Raw genomic sequence first — 20,987 nt, forward strand, 5'->3', positions numbered from 1 at the left:
GAAACAGATTCGGGGCGCACGGCGCATCCTGTGCGCCGCGCGTTCGTCACTTCCTTTGTCACTTCACTCGGCACTTCGGGTGGCCAGTCAGGCCGCGATCCACACCTGACCGTTTTCCACGCGCGCGGGGAACGCATTGACCGAATGCTGCGGCGCTTCGATGCACTCGCCGGTGGACAGATCGAAGTGATGCTTGTAGATGGGCGAGGCCACCACGATGCGCTCGCCGAAGCTGCCCACGAGCCCGCGCGAGAGCACCGCCGCGTGCGAGTTCGGATCGTAGTTGCCGATGGCGTATACACGCGCGTCGCCGTCGTCGACATGGAACACGGCGACCTGTTCGCCCTTCACGAGCGCACACACGCCGGTGTTCGGCACGATGTCGTTGAGCGTGCAGACGGGAACCCAGTTGCCTTGACTCTGTTCGTTGCTCATTGCGTACTCCTCGGTTCGATGAAAGGGAATCAGACGGTTTCGACGACGACGGGAATGCCGGACAGCGCTTCATGTCGCTTGAATTGCGGCGCCGCTTGCGGAACCTGCGTGCGCTCCTCAGGCGTAGCCGGGCGAATCTGGCCGCGCTCTTCGATGAAGGTGACGTGCTGGTCGCCGGCATCGCTGTTGACGAAGTGACGGAAGCGGCGGCGCGTTTCGGGATCGGTCACGGCCTTCTTCCATTCGCATTCGTAGGTGTCCACCACGAGCTGCATTTCCGCTTCGAGTTCGGCCCCGAGGCCCAGCTTGTCGTGCACGACCACGTCGATCAGATAGTCGAGGCCGCCTTCGAGGTTGTCACGCCACACGCTCGTGCGCTGCAGGCGGTCGGCCGTGCGCACGTAGAACATGAGGAAGCGATCGACGTAGCGCACCAGCGTGGCCTGATCGAGATCGGCAGCGAGCAGTTCCGCATGACGCGGCTTCATGCCGCCGTTGCCGCATACGTAGAGGTTCCAGCCCTTCTCGGTGGCGATGATGCCGACGTCCTTGCCTTGTGCCTCCGCGCATTCGCGCGTGCAGCCCGAGACACCGAACTTGATCTTGTGCGGTGCGCGCAGACCCTTGTAGCGGTTCTCGAGTTCGATCGCGAAGCCCACCGAGTCGCCCACGCCGTAGCGGCACCACGTCGAGCCCACGCACGACTTCACCGTGCGCAGGGCCTTGCCGTATGCGTGCCCCGATTCGAAGCCCGCGGCAATCAGCTCTTCCCAGACGAAAGGCAGCTGCTCGACGCGCGCACCAAAGAGGTCCACGCGCTGGCCGCCGGTGATCTTCGTGTACAGGCCGTACTTCTTCGCCACCTGCCCCACGGCGATGAGGCCTTCCGGCGTGACTTCGCCGCCCGGCATGCGCGGCACCACCGAATACGTGCCGTCGCGCTGAATGTTGGCGAGGTAGTAGTCATTCGAATCCTGCAGGCTCGCGTGCTCCTTCTTCAGCACGAATTCGTTCCAGCAGGACGCGAGAATCCCGCCCACGGCCGGCTTGCAGATATCGCAGCCCAGCCCCTTGCCATGCTTCGCGAGCAGGTCGCCGAAGGTCTTGATGCCCTCCACGCGCACGATGTGATACAGCTCCTGGCGCGAATAATGGAAGTGCTCGCAAAGGTGATTGTTGACGGCGAGCCCCTGGCGCTTCATCTCCGACTTCATGATCTGCGTGACGAGCGGCACGCAGCCGCCGCACGACGTGCCGGCGTTGCATGCCCCCTTCACCGCGGCGATGGTCGTCGCGCCATCCTGCACGGCCGCGCAGATTTGCGCCTTCGAAACGTTGTTGCACGAACAGATCTGTGCGGCGTCGGGCAGCGCTTCCACGCCGATCGCAGGCCTGGCCTTGCCGTCGGCCTGCGGCAGGATCATGAATTCGGGCGACTCGGGCAGCTCGATGCCGTTGAGCATCATCTGCAACAGCGTGCCGTATTCGCTCGCGTCGCCCACCATCACCGCGCCGAGCAGCTTCTTGCCGCAATCGGACACCACGATCTTCTTGTAGACCTGGCGGCGCTCGTCGGCATAGCGGTAGGAACGGCTGCCGGGCGTCTTGCCGTGCGCGTCGCCGATGCTCGCGACGTCCACGCCCATCAGCTTGAGCTTGGTGCTCATGTCGGCGCCCGCGAAGCTCGTTGCCTCGCCCGCCAGCGCTTTGGCGGCAATGCGCGCCATGTCGTAACCGGGGGCGACGAGGCCGAAGATCTGCCCTTGCCAGAGCGCGCATTCGCCGATGGCGTAGATGTTCGCGTCGCTCGTGCGGCACTGGTCGTCGATCACGATGCCGCCGCGCGCGCCGATCTCGAGGCCGCAGGCGCGGGCGACTTCGTCGCGCGGGCGAATGCCGGCCGAGAACACGATCATGTCGGCGTCGAGGTGTGTGCCGTCGGCGAACTGCATGCGGTTGGCGGCCGTTGCGCCATCCACCGTCTTGCCGTCCACGATCGCCAGCGTGTGCTTCTGCGTGTGCACGCTCACGCCGAGTTCTTCGATCTTGCCGCGCAGCATGCGGCCGCCGTCGTCGTCGACTTGCACCGCCATCAGGCGCGGCGCGAATTCCACCACGTGCGTCTCGAGGCCCAGGTCGCGCAAGGCTTTCGCGCATTCGAGACCGAGCAGGCCGCCGCCCACCACCACGCCCGTCTTCGCGTGCGCGCCGCGCGCCTGCATCGCTTCGAGATCGTCGATGGTTCGGTAGACGAAGCAATCGGCGCGATCATTGCCCGCAATGGGCGGCACGAACGCCGAGGAGCCGGTGGCCAGCACGAGCTTGTCATACGAAAGCGTCTCGCCGTTCGACACCTCGATGGTGCGCGCTTCGCGATCGATCGACACCGCCTTCGCGTTCAGTACGAGACGCACGTTCTCGCGCTCGAAGAAGCCGGGCGCCACGAGCGAGAGATCGTCCGCCGACTTGCCCGCGAAGAATTCGGAGAGGTGCACGCGGTCGTAGGCGGGACGCGGCTCCTCGCAGAGCACGGTCACGCGCGCGTTGGGCGCGCCGTCCGCAAGGAGGCACTCGAGAAATTTGTGGCCCACCATGCCATGGCCGACGACGACGATCTCCATCGCTGCCGAGCTGTTCACTTCGTTCGCTGCTTGCACCATGCTGAGCCCCTGCCAATAAAAAAGGCGTCCCGCGATTCCAGCTTGCGCGAAGCCAGATTCGGGGGACGCCGTTGCCCTGAATTCGAAACCCTCGTGCGCCGCGCTACTGCTTGCGGCCGAATCCCCATTGATTCGCGTGGCACTTGCTGCGAAGCAATATGCAAGCACTGTGCCAATCTGCGCGCATCCCGCGCAACGGCCCGTCTGGCGGACTTCGGCGGCTGGCGAGCGGGGCGTCCGGCACATCGCTCGCGCGCGCATCGTGATGCAGGCCGGCACAAGATTGGTGCCGTGCAGCACATTCGCTGTGCGCCGTGGGCGTGCAGGTTGCGGCGTTGTCAATTGGGGGCACGGCCAGGTGCGGCCGGCCAGGTGCGGCCGGCTAGGTGCGGCCGGCTAGGTGCGGCCGGCCAGGTGCGGCCGGCCAGGAGCGCCCGGCCCAGGTGCGGCCGGCCAGGAGCGCCCGGCCCAGGGGCGGGCGGCGCTAGCGCGCGCGAGTTGGTCTGGAACTTGCGTGAGTCTGAGTGCCCGGCAGCGTTGCCGGGCATGCAACCTGGGGCCGCGCTTCGCGCCTCTTTTCAAGCACACCGGACAATGGCGTCCCCTCGTCGCAAGCGGCGAGCGGACGCCATTTGTTTTATGGCGCTCCCCATGCGGGTCCGCGCAATACAAAGGAAGACGACGATGATGACGGGCAACGAAGGCAAGGTCACGCTGGTGAGCGCAGGTCCGGGCGATCTCGACCTCCTCACCCTGAAGGCGGCGAAGGTGCTCGCGAGCGCCGACGTCGTGCTGCTCGACGATCTCGTGAATCCGGAAATCGTCACGCTCGCGCCGCAGGCCCGGGTGATCCGCGTGGGCAAGCGAGGCGGCTGCCGCTCCACGCCGCAAGCCTTCATCGAGCGGCTGATGCAGCGCTACGCGCGCCGCGGCTTGCACGTGGTGCGCGTGAAAGGCGGCGACGCGCTGCTGTTCGGCCGCGCCGGGGAAGAACTCGCGGCGTTGCGCCGTGCGGGCGTGACGGTGGAAATCGTGAACGGCGTGTCTTCGGCGTTCGCGGCAGCGGCGGGACTCGGCGTGTCGCTCACGCATCGCGACCATTGCCAGGGCGTGATCTTCGTGACCGCGCACTTGCGCGACCACAGCGAACCGGACTGGCAGGCGCTCGCCGCGACGGGCATGACGCTCGCCATCTATATGGGCATGAGCCGCATCGAGTCGCTGTGCGCAACGCTCGTGGGCGCGCTCCCCACGGCGACGCCCGCCGCTGTCGTGCAGTGGGCGGGCAGCGCGAACGAGCGGCGCGTCACCGGCACGCTCGGCACGATTGCGGCACACGCGCGTGCAGCAGGCCTTGGCAGCCCCGCCATCATCTTCGTGGGCAACGCGATTGGCGAAGCGGCTTCGTTCGCCATTTCGCCTGACTCGTTTGGCGTGCATTCGCGCGAAGCGGGCAGCGAGGACCTGCGTCGCCGCGCGTAGACGCGTTTGCGGCCCGTCGCTCACGCTCGGGCCGCACCTTGCTATCTAAGCAGATCTCAGTTGCTTGCGCTCGCTTGGGCGCCCTGCACGACGGCTTGGGCCATCGCCGGCTCCTGGGGCAGCGCCCATTCGAGCCAGCGTGCGCGATGCAGCACCACGAGTCCGAATGCAGCCGCCGCGATCACGCCGAACGTCGCGAAGCCCATCTGGTAGCTGCCGGTGCTCTCCTTGGCGATGCCCATGATGACCGGCAGATAGAAGCCGCCGATCCCGCCCGCCGCGCCGATGATGCCCGACATCAGCCCGGTGCGGCCCTGCCAGCGGCGCGGCACGAGCTGGAACGTCGCGCCGTTGCCGAGACCGAAGCACACGTAGGTGAACGCGAGCAGCGCAATGCCGGCAGCGAACGGCGGCATCCACAGCGCGAACGCGAAGTCGCACACTGAGATCGCGGCAAGCAGCACCACGAGTGCGCGCACGCCCGAGATGCGATCCGCGATCAGGCCGCCGAGCGGGCGCACCATCGCGCCGGTCAGCGCGAGCAGCGACATCACCACGCCGGCTTCGAGCTTCGGCACCTGGTAGAGCGAAATCAGCAGCGTCGAGACATAGGACGACATGCCGACGAAGCCGCCGAACGTGATGCTGTACACGAGCATCACGACCCACGTGTCGCCTTCGGTCAGCACCGCACGGTAGTGGCGCGGCAACACGCCTATGGCGAGCAGCGCGCCCAGCACCGGCAGCAGCAGCACGCCGGTCTTGCCCGCGCCGAACAAGCCGGCATGCACGGCCAGCACGAGCGCGATCAAGCCGGCGAGCGTGATGCCGAACGAGCGCAATGCCTGCGGCGCGCTGCCGGACTTCTGGCCGAGATCACGGGCCCAGAAGGTCACGGCCGTCGCGGCGAGCGCGAGCAGCGGCAGCGCCGCGCCCGTGGCGCGCGCCCATCCATAGTGGCTGGCGAGGCCCGGAAAGAGGAAGCCGTCGAGCACGGCGCCGATATTGCCGGCCGCGGCGAGGCCGAGCACGAGGCCCTGCACCTTCGGCGGATAGTTGCTGCCCGCCATCGGCAGCGCCACGGCGAAGCTCGCGCCGCCCACGCCGAGCAGCACGCCGAGCACGAGCAGCAAGGTATAGGACGGCGTACCCGGCAGCATCAGCAGCACGGCGGCGGGGATGGCGGAAAGCGCGATGCCCATCAGCGCGACACGGCGGCCGTCGTAGGCCTGATAGAGATTGCCGAGCGTGACGCGCAGAATCGCCGCGCCGAGCACGGGCACGGCTACGAGCAGGCCCAGTTCGGCCGGCGTCATCGCAATGTCCTTCTGGATGAACGGCGCGAGCGGCCCGAACATCACCCACACCGTGAAGCCAGTGTCGAAATATAGGAAACACGCGATCAGCGCGCGCCAGTTACCGCTCTTGAGCGAACTTACCAGGTCTTTCACGAGGTTCTCTCCAGTAGTGGATCTCAACCCGCCAGGCGGGCATGCATCCGTTGATTTCGGAATCCAGAATGTCTTTCGGGCGCGCTGCTGCGCGGTTCGGGCTTGCCGACCACGCCCTGCACGAGCCGGTCCATTTCACCTATCACGTGCGCCAGCTCCGCCGTGATCACCGCGAATTCGCGGCCGAACTGGCCGGCGCGGGCGGCCGCCACCCGTGCATTGAGCGCGACGATGTTCGCGCGCAGCGAAATGGCGGCGAGTTCATCGACGATGACGGCCTGGCGCTTCGCCGCCGCGGCTTCCACGCTGCGCAATTCGTCCTGGTACGCCTGGGTCAGCGCCTGCAGCAGGTCGAGCAGCGGCGTGGCGGCAGCGGTGAGTTCCGTCACGGCGGCCTCGCACCCGCTATCGGCCGCCCCGGCATGGACTGAGCGCTCGAGGCACGCGCATGCGTGCGCGGCGAGCTGCGTGAACGCCCGAATGCGCTCGTCGGCCTTGCGTGCGCCGAAATAGAGTTCGCGCAACGCCGTCGAGAACACGCCGGGAAAATGATCGTCGCCCTCCACCAGCCGTGCGTGCGAGGCCGCAAACGTGTCGAGGCATTCGCGCGCGACGACGAGCGCTGCGGCGTCGCCGCGCAAGCCGAGCAGCGCATGCAGGACCACGCGCTGCGAGAGCATGCGCTGACGCCCGGCCAGATTGATGAGCTCGCCGACGATTTCCGCAGAGATGTCAGGTATCGTTTCCCGCATGGTCATCTTTAGTTGTGCAAATCGCGCCGCCAAGGGTTCGTCAGACCACGGCGATTGCGCGACGCGCATAAAAAAAGCGTCCCGAAGCGCACCCGCCACGCACGCTGTGCCGTGGAGTGCTGCTTCGGGACGCCGTTGCCCCGCACGATCGACTGTTCCCGCGCATCGCGGGACGATGATGCAATTCGTTGGAGCCGTCATTGGCCCCGGTAGCGATAAAGCAATAGGTGTGCCACCCGATCCGCAGGCGGCTCGCGCGCCCCGCGCAACGCCCGGCTGGCGCGGGTTTCACGGTTCACGCAGCGCGCGTAGCCGGCGCAACGGTGACCGGCTGCGCGCCACCAATCGTGTGCTTCAGGTGACTGCTGCTGGTGCACTGCAGCGAAGCCCCGCACCATCGCCGGGCACCGTCTTGCCCTTCGGCGCGACCGCACTACTCTGTAAACATGGATGGGTGGGCCGCACCAGCGCGCATGCGCAACGCCGGCCTGGGAGGTGCATCATGAAGCCAGCCGCAATCGCCCTCGCGCTCGCGTGGAGCGCCGTCGGCCTCGCCATCACGTCGGCGGCGGGCGCCGCGAATGAAGCGACGATCGCCATCGTCTCCGGCACCTACGGCAGCAACTGCGGCGCGCCACACGGCAATGTCACGCGCGATCTCGCCGCGCACTGCGACGGTTTGCGAACCTGCAGCTATCCGGTATCGATGGTCGCCGCGCAATCGGGCGGCTGTCGCAATGACTATCTCGCCGAGTGGCGCTGCGGCGGTCATGAATTCCACAACGCTGCACTGGCTCCCGGTGCGGGCAGCGGCGATCGGCTCATTCTCAGTTGCGTGCCTTCGAGTGGTCCGGGACATTGAAGCCTGCAAACAAGAATCAGAATCAGAATCGCAGCCCGCGCACGACGCCATTTTCAGCGCACTGCTAACCGCATTTCTCTCTGGTCCAAGGCGGCCCGCGCGTTCATTGTCCCTTTTCAGTGCGTGTAATAGACTCAATTCGACGACGCGCGCCGCACCACTCACAGGCGACTGCAAACATCATGGAGTGGTGCTCCCTGTCACGGGGTCACGCCGGGAAGAAGCGCAACGTCGGCGCACAGTTTCTCGTACTACCTGGAGTTCCGGCGGTCCTCGCCGGAACGCGATAGGAGCCTGGGCGTGGCTGGGTTGCGCGCCGAGGCCTGCGAGGAGACACAGACGATGCTGCTGCCCACTACGTCAACGCCGAAGGCGCAGTCCCGGGATTTGCTCGATGTCCTGATCCGCGCCGCGCTCATTGCCGTCCTGGCAATGTTTTGCTTTCGCATCTTTGCCCCGTTCCTCGACCTCATGGTCTGGTCCGTGATTCTCGCGGTCACGCTATATCCGCTGCAAATGAAGCTGCAGCGCAGCTTCCCTCATAAGGATGGACTCATCGCCACGCTCATCATTCTCGTGGCGTTCGCCGTGATCCTCGCGCCCACGTGGCTGCTCGGAGTCGCCGTGGCCGATTCTATCGAGCATGCCATGAGCGTCGCGAAGGGCGGCACGTTTCATATCCCGCCTCCCGCCGACTCGATCGCTCACTGGCCAATCGTCGGTCAGCGCGTATACGACTTCTGGATGCAGGCATCGACCGACATCACCGGGCTCGTGCAGCGGTTCGCGCCGCAACTGAAGGCGGCCGGCCTCGCGCTGCTCGGCACGATCACCGGACTCGGCGCTGCGCTGCTGATTTTCTTCGTATCCCTGATCATTGCAGGCATTCTCATGGCCCACGGCGAGACGGGCTATCGCAGCACGGTGCAGATCGCGTCGCGCGTTTCCGGCCCGGAAAACGGCCCGCAGATCGCCGACCTTTGCACCGCCACGATTCGCGCCGTCGCCCAGGGTGTGGTGGGCATTGCGTTCATCCAGATGGTGTTGATCGGCGTCGGCTTCATCGTGATGGGCATTCCCGGCGCTGGCCTGCTCGCGCTGGCCGTGCTGCTGATCGGCATCATGCAGCTGCCCGCCACGCTCATCACCGTGCCCGTCATCATCTTCGTGATCATGACGCAGGGCGTGAGCACGGCGACCATCGTGTTCTCCGTGTACGAGTTCGTTGCCGGTCTCGCCGACAACGTGCTCAAGCCGCTGCTGCTTGGCCGCGGCGTGGCGGTGCCGATGCCCGTGGTGCTGATCGGCGCGATTGGCGGCATGGTCACGGGCGGCGTGATCGGCCTGTTCATCGGTCCGGTGATGCTCGCCGTCGGCTACCAACTGTTCTGGCGCTGGGTGAAAGACCAGCCGCAATCCGAACGCGCACGAGAAGAACAGCAGGCTTGAGCCGCGAGGCCGCCCGGTGATCCTCTGCGAGCGCCCTTACTGGCTCCCGCTCGGCGCCTGCTGCCTGAGCACGCTGCTGGGCGCCTGCATGCGCGTGGGCCCCGACTTTCAGCCGCAACGCGAAAGCTGGAGCGAGCACTGGAGCAGCGCGTCGATCGAGCAGGTCACGTCGATCGCGGCACAAGTCAACGCGCAACCCGACGCGCGGCAATGGTGGCGCGTATTCGGAGACGACAATCTCGAGCAGCTGATTGCCGCGGCCGACGCGAACAACGGCGACCTGAAGATCGCCGCCTTGCGCGTGATCGAGGCGCGCGCCCAGCTCGGCATCGCGCTCGCGGGGCGTTACCCGCAGGTCCAGCAGGCCAACGCCGACGTGCTGGCTTCGGCGCGCAAGCGCCACGACGGTTTCGACCCGCGTTCGGGTGCGTACTTCCAATACGGGCTTGGCTTCAGCATCGGCTGGGAACTGGACTTCTGGGGACGCTTCAGCCGCGCGATCGAATCGGCCGACGCCTCGTTCTTCGCCGCCCAGGACAACCGCGAAGACGCGCTCGTGCTCATTCACGCGCAGGTCGCGGACACCTATTTCACGCTGCGCACGACCGAAGCGCGCCTGCGCATTGCGCGTGAAAACGCGCAGCTGCAAAAGCGCAGCTACGAGATCACGCAGAAGCTCTTCAAGAGCGGCGAAACCGACGAGCTCGATCTCCAGCAAGCGAAAACCCAGTATCTCGGCACGCTGAGCAGCATTCCCGTGTTCGAAAGCCAGATCGCAGTGGCGCGTCACGCGCTTAGCGTGCTGCTCGGGCGCCCGCCCGGCCCGCTGCCGGAACTCGACGTGCAGCCGGCCAAGGCAGGCTTCGTCCCGCTCATCGACCGCGCCGTGCTGCAGGATGTGCCCGCGAAGCTGTTGCTGCGCCGGCCGGACGTGCGCGCCGCGGAGCAGCAGATGGCCGCGCAGTCGGCGTTGATCGGCGTGGCGAAGGCCGACCTGTATCCGTCCATTTCGCTGGTCGGCTCGCTCGCCTGGAGCGCCAGTTCGCTTGCGGGCGCGCCGAGCACGCTTGGCGTGGCGGGCGGGCCGAGCATCACATGGAACCTGTTCGATCACGGCCTCATCACGAACAACGTGCGCGTGCAGGATGCCCGCCTGCAGCAATTGATCGTCGCGTATCAGGACACCGTGCGCGACGCGGCGCGCGAGGCCGACGACGCCGCAACGGCGCTGAACGCGGCGTTGCAGCGCGATACGATCCTGCACGACGCGCAAGGCGCGGCGCAGCGCTCGCTCACGCTCGCCAATACGATCTACCGCGAAGGGTACTCGGACTTCCAGCGCGTGCTCGACGCGCAGCGCGCACTCTCCGCGCAGCAGGACGCGTTCGTCGTCAATCGCGGCAACGCCGTGAGCAGCCTGATTGCGCTGTACAAGGCCCTGGACGGCGGCTGGGAGCTCGATCAGCCGCTCATCGATCCCGCGACCCGCGCCCAGATGCAGCGACGCACGGACTGGGGCGACCTGCTCGACGAACCGGCGTCGCCCGCTGCCGCGCAGAACCCTGGCAATCAACCGGAGGGGCCGACACGATGAGCAGCGCGTCCGAACCTTCGAGCCCGCGCGAGGCGCCGCCCGCTTCCGACTCCTCGGGCAAGGCGCTCAAGTGGATCGTCGTCCTGATCGTCATCAGCCTGATCTGGTACCTGCTCGCCGATCGCTTCACGCCTTATACGCAGCAGGCGCGCATCGCGGCCTACGTCGTGCCCGTAGCCGCGGAAGTGTCGGGCCGCGTGACGCGCGTGCTCGTACACAACAACCAGGAGGTCGGCGCGGGTGACGTGCTGTTCGAAATCGACAGCGAGCAATACCGCATTGCCGCCGACCGCGCGCGCGCCGACCTCGAATCCACACGCCGGCAGATCGGTGCGAGCACCGCCGGCATCGATTCGGCGCAAGCGTCATTGCGCGCGGCGCTCGCCAACGAGGTCAAGGCGCGCCAGGACAGCGACCGGCTCGAACGGCTGTACCGCGAAGACGAGGGCACGGTCTCGCTGCGGCGGCTCGAAGTGGCGCGCGCCACGCACGAGCAGGCGCAAAGCCAGGTCGAAGCGGCCCGGGCCGAGGTCGAACGGGCGCGCGAACAGCAAGGCGGCAACGAAGCGGAGAACGCCCAGTTGCGCAGCGCCGCGGGCGCGCTCGAAAAGGCCGAACTCGATCTCGCCAACACGCGCATTCGCGCGCGCTCGGCCGGCGTCATCACCGACCTGCGCACCGAAGTCGGCCAGTTCGCGGCCGCCGGCAATCCGGTCATGACGCTCATCGCCATTCACGATGTCTGGGTCAGCGCTGACATGACGGAGAACAATCTGGGCCGCCTCCATGCGGGCACGCCCGTCGCCATCGCGCTGGACGCGCTGCCGGGCGAAGTGTTCGCGGGACGGATCCGCAGCATCGGCTATGGCGTGAGCGTCGGGCAGAGCACGCCGCCCGGCACCCTGCCCACCGTGCAGAACAGCCGCGACTGGCTGCGTCCCGCGCAACGCTTTCCCGTGATCGTCGAGTTCGACAGCGACGAGCGCGCACGGCTGCGCAACGTCCGCGTGGGCGGGCAGGCCGAAGTGATGGCGTTTCCGAGCGCAGGCAACCCGCTCAATCCGCTCGGTCGCGTGTTCCTGCGGGTGATGAGCTGGCTCTCCTTCCTCTACTGAGCAGCGCCCATGCAAACGAGCCCATCGATTCCCGGCCGCCGCGCGCTACGCGTTGCCACGGGCACGGCGCTCACGCTTGCCATCAGCTTCGCACTCGATTTTCCGATTCCGGTGATCGCGCCGGTGCTCGCCGTCTTTCTGCTGGCGACGCAAAACCGGCCGCTGTCGCTCAAGGCGGCGTTCGCGCTCGCCCTGGTCGTCGCGCTCACGACGGGCAGCGGCCTGCTGCTCGTCCCCGTGTTGCGCTATTACGCGTTCGCGGGCGTGCTGCTCGTCGGCCTCTGTCTCTTCCTGGCGTTTCGCGCCGGCCTGCGCGGCGGCAACAATCTCGTGGCGACGTTCCTCGCGGCCGGCCTCACGATGATCAGCGCAGCAGGCGTGGCCGACCAGCAACTTGCCGCCACGGTGGTCGGCGCGCTCGTCAAGGGACTGCTGCTCGCCGTGCTCGTCTCGGTCTTGAGTCACGCGCTCTTTCCCGAGCCGGGCGCCGCGGGTGCGGGCGCCAAACCCGCCGCGCGCGTCCTGCCGCCGGACGCAGCGTCGCGCATCGCCTTGCAGGCCGCGCTCGTGGTCATGCCCGCCTGGCTGCTGGCGATGAACGACCCCGCGAGCTACATGCCGATCATCATGAAGTCCGTGAGCCTCGGCAGGCAAACCTGCACCACGTCGGCACGCGGCGCGGCGCGCGAGCTGCTCGGCTCCACGGCGCTCGGCGGACTGCTCGCCGTCGCGTTCTGGTTTGCGCTCAGGCTCTTCGTGAATATCTGGATGTTCTATCTCTGGATGCTGCTGTTCGGCCTGCTCGTGGCGCGCAAGCTTTATCGCATCCGCCCCACGCGTTACTCGCCCGGCTTCTGGCTGAACAGCCTCGTCACCATGATCATTCTGCTGGGTCAGTCGGTCCAGGACAGCGTGGCGGGCAAGGACGTGTACCGCGCATTCGCCGTGCGCATGGCGCTCTTTCTTGCCGTCACCGCTTACGCGTGCCTGATGCTGCAGATAGTCGAGCGTTTCGCACAGCGTGCCGCGCTCAAGAGGAATACGCCATGAACAATGCACCAACAAGCGCGGACCGTGTGCCGAAAGCACGCGAAATCCTGCTGGAATCGGGCCGGACCATCTGGTACATGCGCCTGCTTCTGGGCGGCCTGCTACTGATATTCGTCATCCTGACGATTGGCATGTTCTATTTCGGCGGCGCCGTGGAGACGCTGAACCGCACCCCTTCGCCGATGGGCGAGACCGTGTACTTCTGCGCGATCACGGCACTGACGATCGGTTACGGCGATGTCGTGCCGACCACCACGTTCGGCCGTATCGACGCGGTGCTGCTCGGACTGATCGGCCTCGTGTTTACCGGACTGATCGTCGCCGCCGCCGTGCGCGGCGTACAGGAGGCCTCACGTCATGCGCGCGATCGGGCGTGAGACGGCTTCAAGCCTATTCGAGCAGGTGTAATCAGACCCCATCGGGCATCGGGACCCGGCAGGATCGAACATGACGAACACCATCGTCCGTTGGCGGCAACTGCGTATCGCGCTGGTGAAAACTGGCGCGGCGATGCTCGCCGCCGTGCTGCCGTGGCAAGCGCACGCGCAGAACGTACCGGGCCAGCTGTCGAACCAGACCGTGATCGGCGGCAACATCAAGCAGCATGCGGACGCCGTGCTGTCCATCATGACCTACACCACCGTGCCGGACGTCACCACCAGCTCGCTTTCGATCAACAACGGCACCACCGGCAATCCGGGCTTCGGGCAAACACAGCTCGGCGGCGGCTTCACGCTGAGCCGGACGTTTCCGTTGTACATGGAAGGCACGCTCGCTTATAGCCGCTACGACCCGACGTTCATCGCGAGCGACGGCGCAGAGACACGGGCGGTGCCCACGAGGTGGAATACCTTCAGCGGCACGGTGGGGCTTGGCTGGGACTTCCGCATCACCAACGAACTCGTGTTTCGCCCGATCATCAACGGCACGATCGGGCGTGTTTCCAGCGATCTGCGCGTCGGACAAACGTTGTTCAACCATGTCACGGACAGCAATCTCCAGTTCCTCAATAACGGCTATCTGGACGCGTATGGCTACGGCGGCTCGCTCATGCTCGACTATGAGCACTACCGCGAAAACTACGAGATCGATGCGGAATTGCGCGCGACCGATATCTACCTGCGCAGTTTCGGCGGGAGTTCGGAAGCCGTTCAAGGTTCCGCCATGGCGCAGCAAGTGAGCCTCTGGACGCGCTGGCGCGCGCCAACGGGCTGGCATGCGCTGGACAAGCCGGTGCGCTACGTGCTGGAGTTCGCCTACTCGCATTACTTCGGCGACAGTGCCGGGGTGCTCGGCTTCAACGAACTCACCTCGCTGGGCGTGGGCCTGGAACTCGACAGCAGCGCGTATCCCGTCATCATCACCCGTACGCGCGCGATGGTGCGCTATGTGTTTGGCCACAACGTGCGCGGCGTGTCGTTCGGCCTGGCGGTCAGCTTTTAGGAATTCGAACGATGGATGCGCGTGAGGAGAATTACGATGAGTCCGATAGGTGAGCGTCAATTGCGTTCAACGGCAGGTTCCGCATCGAGGCGGCTCGTGCTCGCCGGCGTTTGTGCCTGCCTGCTGTCATTGGCGGGATGTCCCTACTACGCCGCGCCACCCGGCACCGTGGTCATGACGCCCGCCAGCTACGACCGCTCATTCGCCGCCGCGGCGGGCGCCATGCGCGACGAGGGACTCGCGATCACTGTGCAGGACCCCGGCACGGGCACGATTGCGGGGACGCTCGACGGCGGCACCGTGACGGCGAACGTGCGCCAGCAACCCGACGGCAGCGTGGTCGTGAAGTTCGATACCGCCGACGCGCGCGACCCCACGTTGATACACCGGGTCGTGAGCAGCTACGACCGGCGCATGGGGCGCTAGGGCGATCGTTTTCCGATTGCACGCGGCGCCCGCAAGCGCCACCCCAGCCGCTTACGCAACGTGCGCGGCAAACCCCGTGCGTTGCGGCGCAACGTCTTCACGCAGCGTGAGCGCCGGGATTTCATACGCACCGCCATTCTGCTTGCGAAACGCGATCGGCTCCGTCTGCGCCAGCGCATCGAGCCGAGCGCCGAGCGCGTCGCGAGTTTGCGCATAACGCTCCTCGTCCATGCGCCCCGTGCGATACACGAGAAACGGCGGCAGCACGTCGTAGCCCGGGTAATAGAGCACGCCATGATGGATCGGGAACAGAATGTCGTCGATCGGGCCGTTCACGCCACGAGGCCCGTAATGCGACGCCCAGCCGCCCATCGTCACGACGAGCATCGCGCGCTTGCCGGCCAGCGTACCTTCGCCGTAGCGGTCTCCCCAGCGCACGTCGGAGTGCTCGCCCACGCCATAGGCGAAGCCGTACGCGAAAACACGCTCCACCCAGCCCTTGAGGATGGCCGGCATGGAGAACCACCAGAGCGGAAACTGCAGGATGAGCGTATCGGCCCACAAGAGCTTCGCCTGCTCCTGCGCGATGTCCACGGCCTGGAGGCCGTTCTCGAAAGCGTGCTTCGAATCGAGTGACGGGTCAAACGGCGCGTCGCTCCGGCGCTCGACGCTGTCCTGCGCGTCGAGCGCCGCTTTCCAGTTCATGGCATAGAGGTCCGACACCTGAACGGCGTGACCCGCCGCCTCGAGACGCCGCACGGTGAAATCCCTGAGCGCGCCGTTGAGCGACTTCGGTTCGGGATGCGCATAGACGAGCAGGATATTCATGGGGTGGGCTCCGTGATCGGGTACGAACCCAGCTTAGTTGTCCGGCTGCTATATTGGAAATGAATAACGGAGATACCAGCCATTATGTCCGCTAATTTGCGCAGCCTCGATCTCAACCTGCTCGTCACGCTCGACGTGCTGCTTGCCGAGCACAACGTCACACGCGCGGCGCGCCGCCTGAACTTCTCGCAGCCCTCGGTTAGTGTGCATCTCGCGAAGTTGCGCGAGATATTGGGCGATCCACTGCTGCTGCCTGGCCCACGCGGCATGCAGCCCACGGCGCGCGCGCTGGCGTTGCGCGAGCCCCTGCGCGAGGCGCTCGAATCGCTCGAGCGCGCCATTGCGCCCGAGAGCCCGTTCGATCCGGCCAGCGCCCGCGATACCTGGTGCGTGGCCGCGAGCGACTATGGCGAGTCCACCATCGCGCTGCCGGCGCTGCGTGGCTTGCGCGAGGCCGCGCCGCATACGCGCCTGGCCGTGGTGGAACTCGCGCCAGCGCGTGTCGCGAAGCAGGCGGCGCAGGGCGAAATCGATCTGGCCTTCCATACCACCAGCGACGCCCCCGAGAATCTGCGCCGCCGCGCGCTCTTCACCGAGCGCTACGTACTCGCGGGCCGCGCGGACCATCCGCGCCTAAAGCGCCGGCCGAGCATCAAGCAGTTCTGCGCTCTCGAACACGTGATCGTCTCGCCCGATGGCGGCGGATTTCGCGGCATCACCGACGAAACGCTTTCACAAGCCGGGCTCACGCGGCGCGTCGTGCTCTCCGTTCCGCACTTTCTTTTTGTCATTTCGGTCCTCGAGCGCAGCGACCTGGTGGCGATGCTGCCGTGGCGGCTCGTGCGCGAATGCGCGGCGCTGCGCGTGGTCGAAGCGCCTGTCGAGGTTCCCGGCTACGAAATGTGCATGCTCTGGCACGAACGCTCGCATCGCGACCCCGCGCATCGCTGGCTGCGCGAGCAGATTGCCCTCGCTGTGTAGCGATGCCGCGCAGTCGTGCGACGCGGCGCTTGAAAACCGGGCCGCGCGAAACCGCTAGCAAACCTGTTGCTTAGGCGCTCGCGCCAGCCAGTACGTCGTTGGCATCCGCGAGTCATCCGCTGGATTGTGCGAAAGACCCGCCGTCGTGCCAAAAACGGCTGCCAGGGGCGTTGTCGTGACCGCACGATAAGGAAACCTTAAGAATCATTCCCTAAGCTCGCCACAGGGACTTCACAAGTCAAAGCGCATCCTGGCCGTCTCATAGGGGTTAAAAGCTCCCCCGGTCGGGCAAGGGCAAACTCACAGGTACGGATGGATGAGGCATGTGGATGCCAGCGGACCCGCAACGCCGACGCGCATTCGGCGCGCGTCAGCACCTGCTGTGCTTGAAAGGGAATGGAAAGGCAGGATGCACGTATGTCGATTCAGGTCGTATGGGCACGGACTGGACGGCGAACCGCACTTTCGATGCGTGGAATGCGGCGTGTTCATGGTGCGTGGTGTCATGTATGGCCCGGATTGACGCCCCGTCGATGTTCCGCAGCGACATCAACGCCGCGTGCTTTGACTGGAGACAGCCTTCATCCGCCGAGGGGCTGATGATGCAGGTGCCCGACCGCTCGGGTAATGGCTAGAAATAGTCCGCGGTCCGCTCGTCTAGCGCGACGGAAGACCGCCCAGAGACCGGCAGCACGATACGTATGGTCGTTCCCTGCCCCGACCCTTCGCTGAAAGCCTCGATGCAACCGTCGTGAGCCTCGACGAGCCGTCGGGTGATAGCAAGGCCCAGGCCAACGCCTTCCCGTGCCCGAGCGTGGTCATCGTGCCCTTGAGCAAATCGGTCGAATACGGAAGGCAGCACGGCCGGATCGATGCCGATTCCAGTATCGGTCACCTCGATAATCGCATTTGGGTCCTCGCACCGAACGCTGACTGAGACCGCGTCACCGGAATCCGAAAACTTGATGGCGTTCTGCAGGACGTTCGCCATGATTTGCCTCAACCGCTGGCGATCGGCAACGGCCTTGCAATCCGCACATTCCTCCAGACGCACGACGATATCCTTCTTTCGCGCAAGCACTTCGGCATCCTGTACGCTTTGGCGCAGAACATCGGCGAGGTCGACGGGCTGCATCGCGAGCCTCACCTTACCTCTCGCGACTGTGGTCACATCGAGCAGATCGTTCACCAGCGCTGCCTGTGCCGTTGCGTTGTCCTCGATTCGCTGCAAGGCATTGGCAACGAACGACGGGGAGGACTCGGCGGCACGCTTCAGTACCTGAACCCAGGACAAGACGGCATTGAGCGGATTTCTCAGTTCGTGACTCACCGCGGCGATGAAGGTGTCCTTGGCCGCGCTGTCTTTCTCCGCCTGCTCTCGCGCCACCGTTTGCTCCTCGAGCATCATCGTCGCCACGCGTTCCAGCGCCTTCCTCTCCGAAATGTCGGCGAAGGTAATGGCAACGCCGTCGAGCAGCTTCACGCAGTTGATGCGAAACCAGCCGCTGATTCCCTCGCCAGTGTACTCATGCTCTACCGTCGCCGGTTCTCCGGTCGTCAACACGCGCGCATAGACGGCAAACAGCCCGGTTGCGAGTGCGGTCGGAAACCGCTCGACAAAGCTGCTGCCAGGGATGTCCGCCTCGGCGAGCTTCCAGAAACGAAGCGCAGCGGGATTGGCGTAATCGAAAATGAAGTCCGTTACGGCGCCGCCATCGCGTTGCGCGCTCAGGATGAAGAACGGATCGATGGCGACCTCCTGTGCCGCCCTGAACCGCAACTCACTGGTCTGGAGCAGATCAGCCGTAACGGAGAGCCGACGTTCGTGTTCCAGTTCCCGGGATCGCGCGGCAACGCGTGCCTGACGAAACGCAGCCCCCAGCGCGATGCCCAGAACGGCCGCTATCGCCAGCGAAAGCTCGAACGCGAAGCGCTGCCTGTCGAAGTCCTCAGCGGCCCGGCTGATGGCGCCAGGAGCGAAAATGGCCGCTGCCATGGCTGTGTAGTGCAGACCGGAAACGGCAACGCCCATCAGCGACGCCGCGCCGACGATTTTCCACAACCGGTGTTCGGCTTGCGTCCGAAGATCCAGCACGATGCGCAGGGCGACATACGATGCGGCGACGCCAATCAGCACCGAGGCCGCCGCAAGCAGAGGCCGATACGCTATCGGCGGCGACATCTGCATGGCCGACATGCCGGAATAGTGCATGACAGCAATTCCGGCGCCCATGAAAACAGCGCCGATCAGGGTCGCGCTACGCGGAGGATCGCGCGTCATGACAAACGTCAGACCAAGCCAGCAGACGAGCACTGCGGCGGCCCACGAGGCGACCGTGGTCAGAACGTCGAATCCCACTGTGGCCGGCATCTGATAGGCCAGCATGCCCACGAAGTGCATGGACCAGATACCGGTACCCATTACAAGGGCCGTTGCCGCGCTCCACAGTGGACTACTTCCACCGGCAACCGCTGCACCGTTGGCGACCATGCGCAGGGCGACGAACGACATGGCCACAGAAAGGGCAATCGACAGGAAAACCAGGGGAGCGCTGTAAGACATGGTCATCGGTGGAACCTGGCAAGGTGGCCGCACGCGCGCATGCGCGAACCATGGGCTTGCCCACGCCGCGATGCGCGGCGATTGTAAATTCTCTGACACAACAATGTCGATACCCGCAGCGCAAGCAGCGTTCCAGCTCTTTCGCCCCCAAAACAATGGCCAATCCAATACGAGGTCAGCGGCAGACAACGGCCCTATCATCGACCGGCGCGAGGCAAACGTTTGGCAATCCCGGACATCAACCGATCTGCGGTATGCGGTATGCGGTATGTGGCGCCCCATCTTCGAGCCACAACTCATGGAGGCCATAACCAGGTTCGCGCAGATTTTGACGTTCACACCGCTCACATTCATGCTCCCTTTCAGGGCAGCCGTTTGACTTCCCGCTAGCGAGCCGCTCCATCGCGGTAGAACGCGTCAATGGCGTGCACCATCTGCGAGAGTCCGGGCTGTTCGAGTGGATAGTGCCCGGCGCTCTCGAGCATGACAACGAATGCCGTATGCGTGGCGCCCGGTGCGTATGACCCGGGTGCGTATGACATAAGTGATCGCCTCATGGAACACGGCCGGTGCCTGCCCCCACCCCGTCTGACCTGTGCGCAAGGCCATGCCAGGCAAGGGGCGCAGCAAGGTGGGGCCGCATCGCTTCGCCTGCAAAACAGGCAGTCTGGTGAAACAGTTACAAGATAAGTATTGACGCTGGACCATCCGGCGAGGTACCGTTCGGCTCGAAGTTCAAGAAGTTCGATTGCTGTTCATCAATTGATCGCTCCTCCGCGGTATTCGTTGTCCTCTCCCTCCTTGAAGCTTCACGCGCTCTTCAATAGAGCAAATTCCCGCATTTCTTTCTCAAGGATTCTTTATGGATACCGGCACCGTTAAGTGGTTCAACGACAGCAAAGGCTTTGGCTTCATCACCCCGGACAAGGGCGGTGACGACCTGTTCGCTCACTTCTCCGAAATCAGGAGCGAAGGCTTCAAGACGCTGGCTGAAAACCAGAAGGTGAGCTACGAAACGAAGCAAGGCCCGAAGGGGCTGCAAGCGGCTAACATCAAGCCGCTGTAAAGTTGAAGGGCCCGGCCTCCTCAGACGGACGCCGGGCTGCAGCGACACCCTCGCTGAGCTTTGTCTCCCTCAGTTGGCGCAATTTCTCCTGATTGGTATCTGTTTATTCAGCAGCGTGCCAGCGCCATACGCCTCGTTGCGCCTCATTCTCCCCTCAGGCTTTAACGCCCTTTTTTCGCTTTTCGACTGCTGAAGCATTCGGCTCGAATCGCCTTGAATCGGCGCGCCCGTGCGCTATTCGCACGGCATATGCGCGCGCAAATATCATTAAAATTAAAATGCAGAACAAACAAATTCAACATTACAACGGCTATGCCGTCCAATCCTCGGCGCATCGTTTGCCCGATGGCAGCTTTTCATCCAACCTGTTGCTCGAACTCATCGACGGCGAGCGAGCCGAAGGCCGCTACTGGTTCTATTCGCTCGATTACTTCAAGAGTGAAGAGCAAGCGTTGCAGCACTCGACCCAGTGGGCACGCAACTGGGTCGACACGCGCGGCTAAAGACGACGCCTCAGTTCGAAACACTCAACGCACCCGAAGCGCCAGGACGGGTGCAGCAAACGCGCCCAAACATCACGCGGGAAGCCGAACTGCGCATCTTCGGCACGCGTCGCTGACGACATCATTTCCCGTGGCCTCGCCGATCGCGGCGGGATAGATAGCGACCTTCGGTTACAATACAGGACTAGTTCGCTTCGCACAGCGCCGACAAGACGCGTGTTGGTGAGTCGCGAGTCCTGCTTTGATTGATAGTCCAGCGATAACCGTGCTCGCTGGACTGCACGCCCCGACGCGCATCGGTCTGGTATTGCGAGCCGCCGCGTCTGA

Annotated in this window: 19 protein-coding genes; 12 read left to right on the top strand and 7 right to left on the bottom strand. The window is 65.1% G+C overall.

The genetic code is table 11. From position 1 onward, the window contains the following. Nucleotides 1-87 precede the first annotated feature (87 nt). Together nirD and nirB are read right to left on the bottom strand one after the other, a co-directional pair. Entirely contained in the window at nucleotides 88-435 is a 348-nt protein-coding gene (gene nirD, locus AB4Y35_RS26290) for a nitrite reductase small subunit NirD (protein WP_368688835.1), read from the bottom strand. 29 nt (nucleotides 436-464) lie between these two features. After that, the gene (gene nirB, locus AB4Y35_RS26295; RefSeq protein WP_368706763.1) at nucleotides 465-3,056 is read right to left on the bottom strand and encodes a nitrite reductase large subunit NirB; all 2,592 of its coding nucleotides are present in this window, start codon (nucleotides 3,054-3,056) and stop codon (nucleotides 465-467) included. A 726-nt stretch (nucleotides 3,057-3,782) separates the two neighbouring features. Here nirB and cobA point away from each other — a divergent pair. Further along, on the top strand, nucleotides 3,783-4,577 hold the full coding sequence (gene cobA / locus AB4Y35_RS26300; protein ID WP_368706764.1) for a uroporphyrinogen-III C-methyltransferase: 795 nt from the start codon (nucleotides 3,783-3,785) through the stop codon (nucleotides 4,575-4,577). A 56-nt stretch (nucleotides 4,578-4,633) separates the two neighbouring features. On the opposite strand, the gene AB4Y35_RS26305 is transcribed toward cobA, so the two are convergent. Then, the gene (locus AB4Y35_RS26305; protein ID WP_368706633.1) at nucleotides 4,634-6,028 is read right to left on the bottom strand and encodes an MFS transporter; all 1,395 of its coding nucleotides are present in this window, start codon (nucleotides 6,026-6,028) and stop codon (nucleotides 4,634-4,636) included. Between the two features lie 23 nt (nucleotides 6,029-6,051). After that, nucleotides 6,052-6,786 carry a type IV pili methyl-accepting chemotaxis transducer N-terminal domain-containing protein gene (locus tag AB4Y35_RS26310; RefSeq protein WP_368706634.1) on the bottom strand — a complete coding sequence of 245 codons (735 nt, stop codon included), beginning with the start codon at nucleotides 6,784-6,786 and terminating at the stop codon, nucleotides 6,052-6,054. A gap of 496 nt (nucleotides 6,787-7,282) precedes the next feature. On the opposite strand from AB4Y35_RS26310, the gene AB4Y35_RS26315 reads away from it, so the two are divergent. The 8 genes from AB4Y35_RS26315 (at nucleotide 7,283) to AB4Y35_RS26350 (ending at nucleotide 14,719) form a co-directional block, all read left to right on the top strand. Then, on the top strand, nucleotides 7,283-7,642 hold the full coding sequence (locus tag AB4Y35_RS26315) for a hypothetical protein (protein ID WP_368706635.1): 360 nt from the start codon (nucleotides 7,283-7,285) through the stop codon (nucleotides 7,640-7,642). Between the two features lie 342 nt (nucleotides 7,643-7,984). Then, on the top strand, nucleotides 7,985-9,091 hold the full coding sequence (locus tag AB4Y35_RS26320) for an AI-2E family transporter (protein WP_368706636.1): 1,107 nt from the start codon (nucleotides 7,985-7,987) through the stop codon (nucleotides 9,089-9,091). 64 nt (nucleotides 9,092-9,155) lie between these two features. Next, nucleotides 9,156-10,685: a TolC family protein gene (locus AB4Y35_RS26325; RefSeq protein WP_368706765.1), complete on the top strand. Its 1,530-nt coding sequence runs from the start codon at nucleotides 9,156-9,158 to the stop codon at nucleotides 10,683-10,685. Then, entirely contained in the window at nucleotides 10,682-11,800 is a 1,119-nt protein-coding gene (locus AB4Y35_RS26330; RefSeq protein ID WP_368706637.1) for an HlyD family secretion protein, read from the top strand. The genes AB4Y35_RS26325 and AB4Y35_RS26330 overlap by 4 nt, the downstream gene beginning before the upstream one ends. 9 nt (nucleotides 11,801-11,809) lie before the next feature. Beyond that, on the top strand, nucleotides 11,810-12,850 hold the full coding sequence (locus AB4Y35_RS26335; RefSeq protein ID WP_368688829.1) for a DUF2955 domain-containing protein: 1,041 nt from the start codon (nucleotides 11,810-11,812) through the stop codon (nucleotides 12,848-12,850). Beyond that, nucleotides 12,847-13,227 (top strand): potassium channel family protein, encoded by a 381-nt coding sequence (locus AB4Y35_RS26340; protein WP_368706638.1) that lies wholly within the window; start codon nucleotides 12,847-12,849, stop codon nucleotides 13,225-13,227. Before AB4Y35_RS26335 ends, AB4Y35_RS26340 begins: the two co-directional genes overlap by 4 nt. 133 nt (nucleotides 13,228-13,360) lie before the next feature. Continuing rightward, nucleotides 13,361-14,293: a hypothetical protein gene (locus tag AB4Y35_RS26345; protein ID WP_368706766.1), complete on the top strand. Its 933-nt coding sequence runs from the start codon at nucleotides 13,361-13,363 to the stop codon at nucleotides 14,291-14,293. Nucleotides 14,294-14,329: 36 nt separating this feature from the next. Then, nucleotides 14,330-14,719, top strand: coding sequence for a hypothetical protein (locus AB4Y35_RS26350; RefSeq protein ID WP_368688827.1), 390 nt, complete (start codon nucleotides 14,330-14,332; stop codon nucleotides 14,717-14,719). Nucleotides 14,720-14,770: 51 nt separating this feature from the next. Here AB4Y35_RS26350 and AB4Y35_RS26355 read toward each other — a convergent pair whose 3' ends face one another. Next, complete coding sequence (locus tag AB4Y35_RS26355; protein WP_368706639.1) at nucleotides 14,771-15,547, bottom strand: NAD(P)H-dependent oxidoreductase; 777 nt, start codon at nucleotides 15,545-15,547, stop codon at nucleotides 14,771-14,773. A gap of 84 nt (nucleotides 15,548-15,631) precedes the next feature. On the opposite strand from AB4Y35_RS26355, the gene AB4Y35_RS26360 reads away from it, so the two are divergent. After that, nucleotides 15,632-16,528, top strand: coding sequence for a LysR family transcriptional regulator (locus tag AB4Y35_RS26360; RefSeq protein ID WP_368706640.1), 897 nt, complete (start codon nucleotides 15,632-15,634; stop codon nucleotides 16,526-16,528). Between the two features lie 631 nt (nucleotides 16,529-17,159). Here AB4Y35_RS26360 and AB4Y35_RS26365 read toward each other — a convergent pair. Then, complete coding sequence (locus AB4Y35_RS26365) at nucleotides 17,160-19,097, bottom strand: MHYT domain-containing protein (RefSeq protein WP_368706641.1); 1,938 nt, start codon at nucleotides 19,095-19,097, stop codon at nucleotides 17,160-17,162. 380 nt (nucleotides 19,098-19,477) lie between these two features. After that, nucleotides 19,478-19,633: a hypothetical protein gene (locus tag AB4Y35_RS26370; protein WP_368706642.1), complete on the bottom strand. Its 156-nt coding sequence runs from the start codon at nucleotides 19,631-19,633 to the stop codon at nucleotides 19,478-19,480. 320 nt (nucleotides 19,634-19,953) lie between these two features. Here AB4Y35_RS26370 and AB4Y35_RS26375 point away from each other — a divergent pair, with 320 nt between their 5' ends. Both AB4Y35_RS26375 and AB4Y35_RS26380 read left to right on the top strand, forming a co-directional pair. After that, complete coding sequence (locus tag AB4Y35_RS26375) at nucleotides 19,954-20,157, top strand: cold-shock protein (RefSeq protein ID WP_368688823.1); 204 nt, start codon at nucleotides 19,954-19,956, stop codon at nucleotides 20,155-20,157. 278 nt (nucleotides 20,158-20,435) lie between these two features. After that, on the top strand, nucleotides 20,436-20,660 hold the full coding sequence (locus AB4Y35_RS26380; protein ID WP_342922739.1) for a hypothetical protein: 225 nt from the start codon (nucleotides 20,436-20,438) through the stop codon (nucleotides 20,658-20,660). Nucleotides 20,661-20,987: the final 327 nt, after the last annotated feature.

This window comes from Paraburkholderia sp. EG286A (assembly GCF_040965375.1).
In the GTDB taxonomy this organism is placed as follows: domain Bacteria; phylum Pseudomonadota; class Gammaproteobacteria; order Burkholderiales; family Burkholderiaceae; genus Paraburkholderia.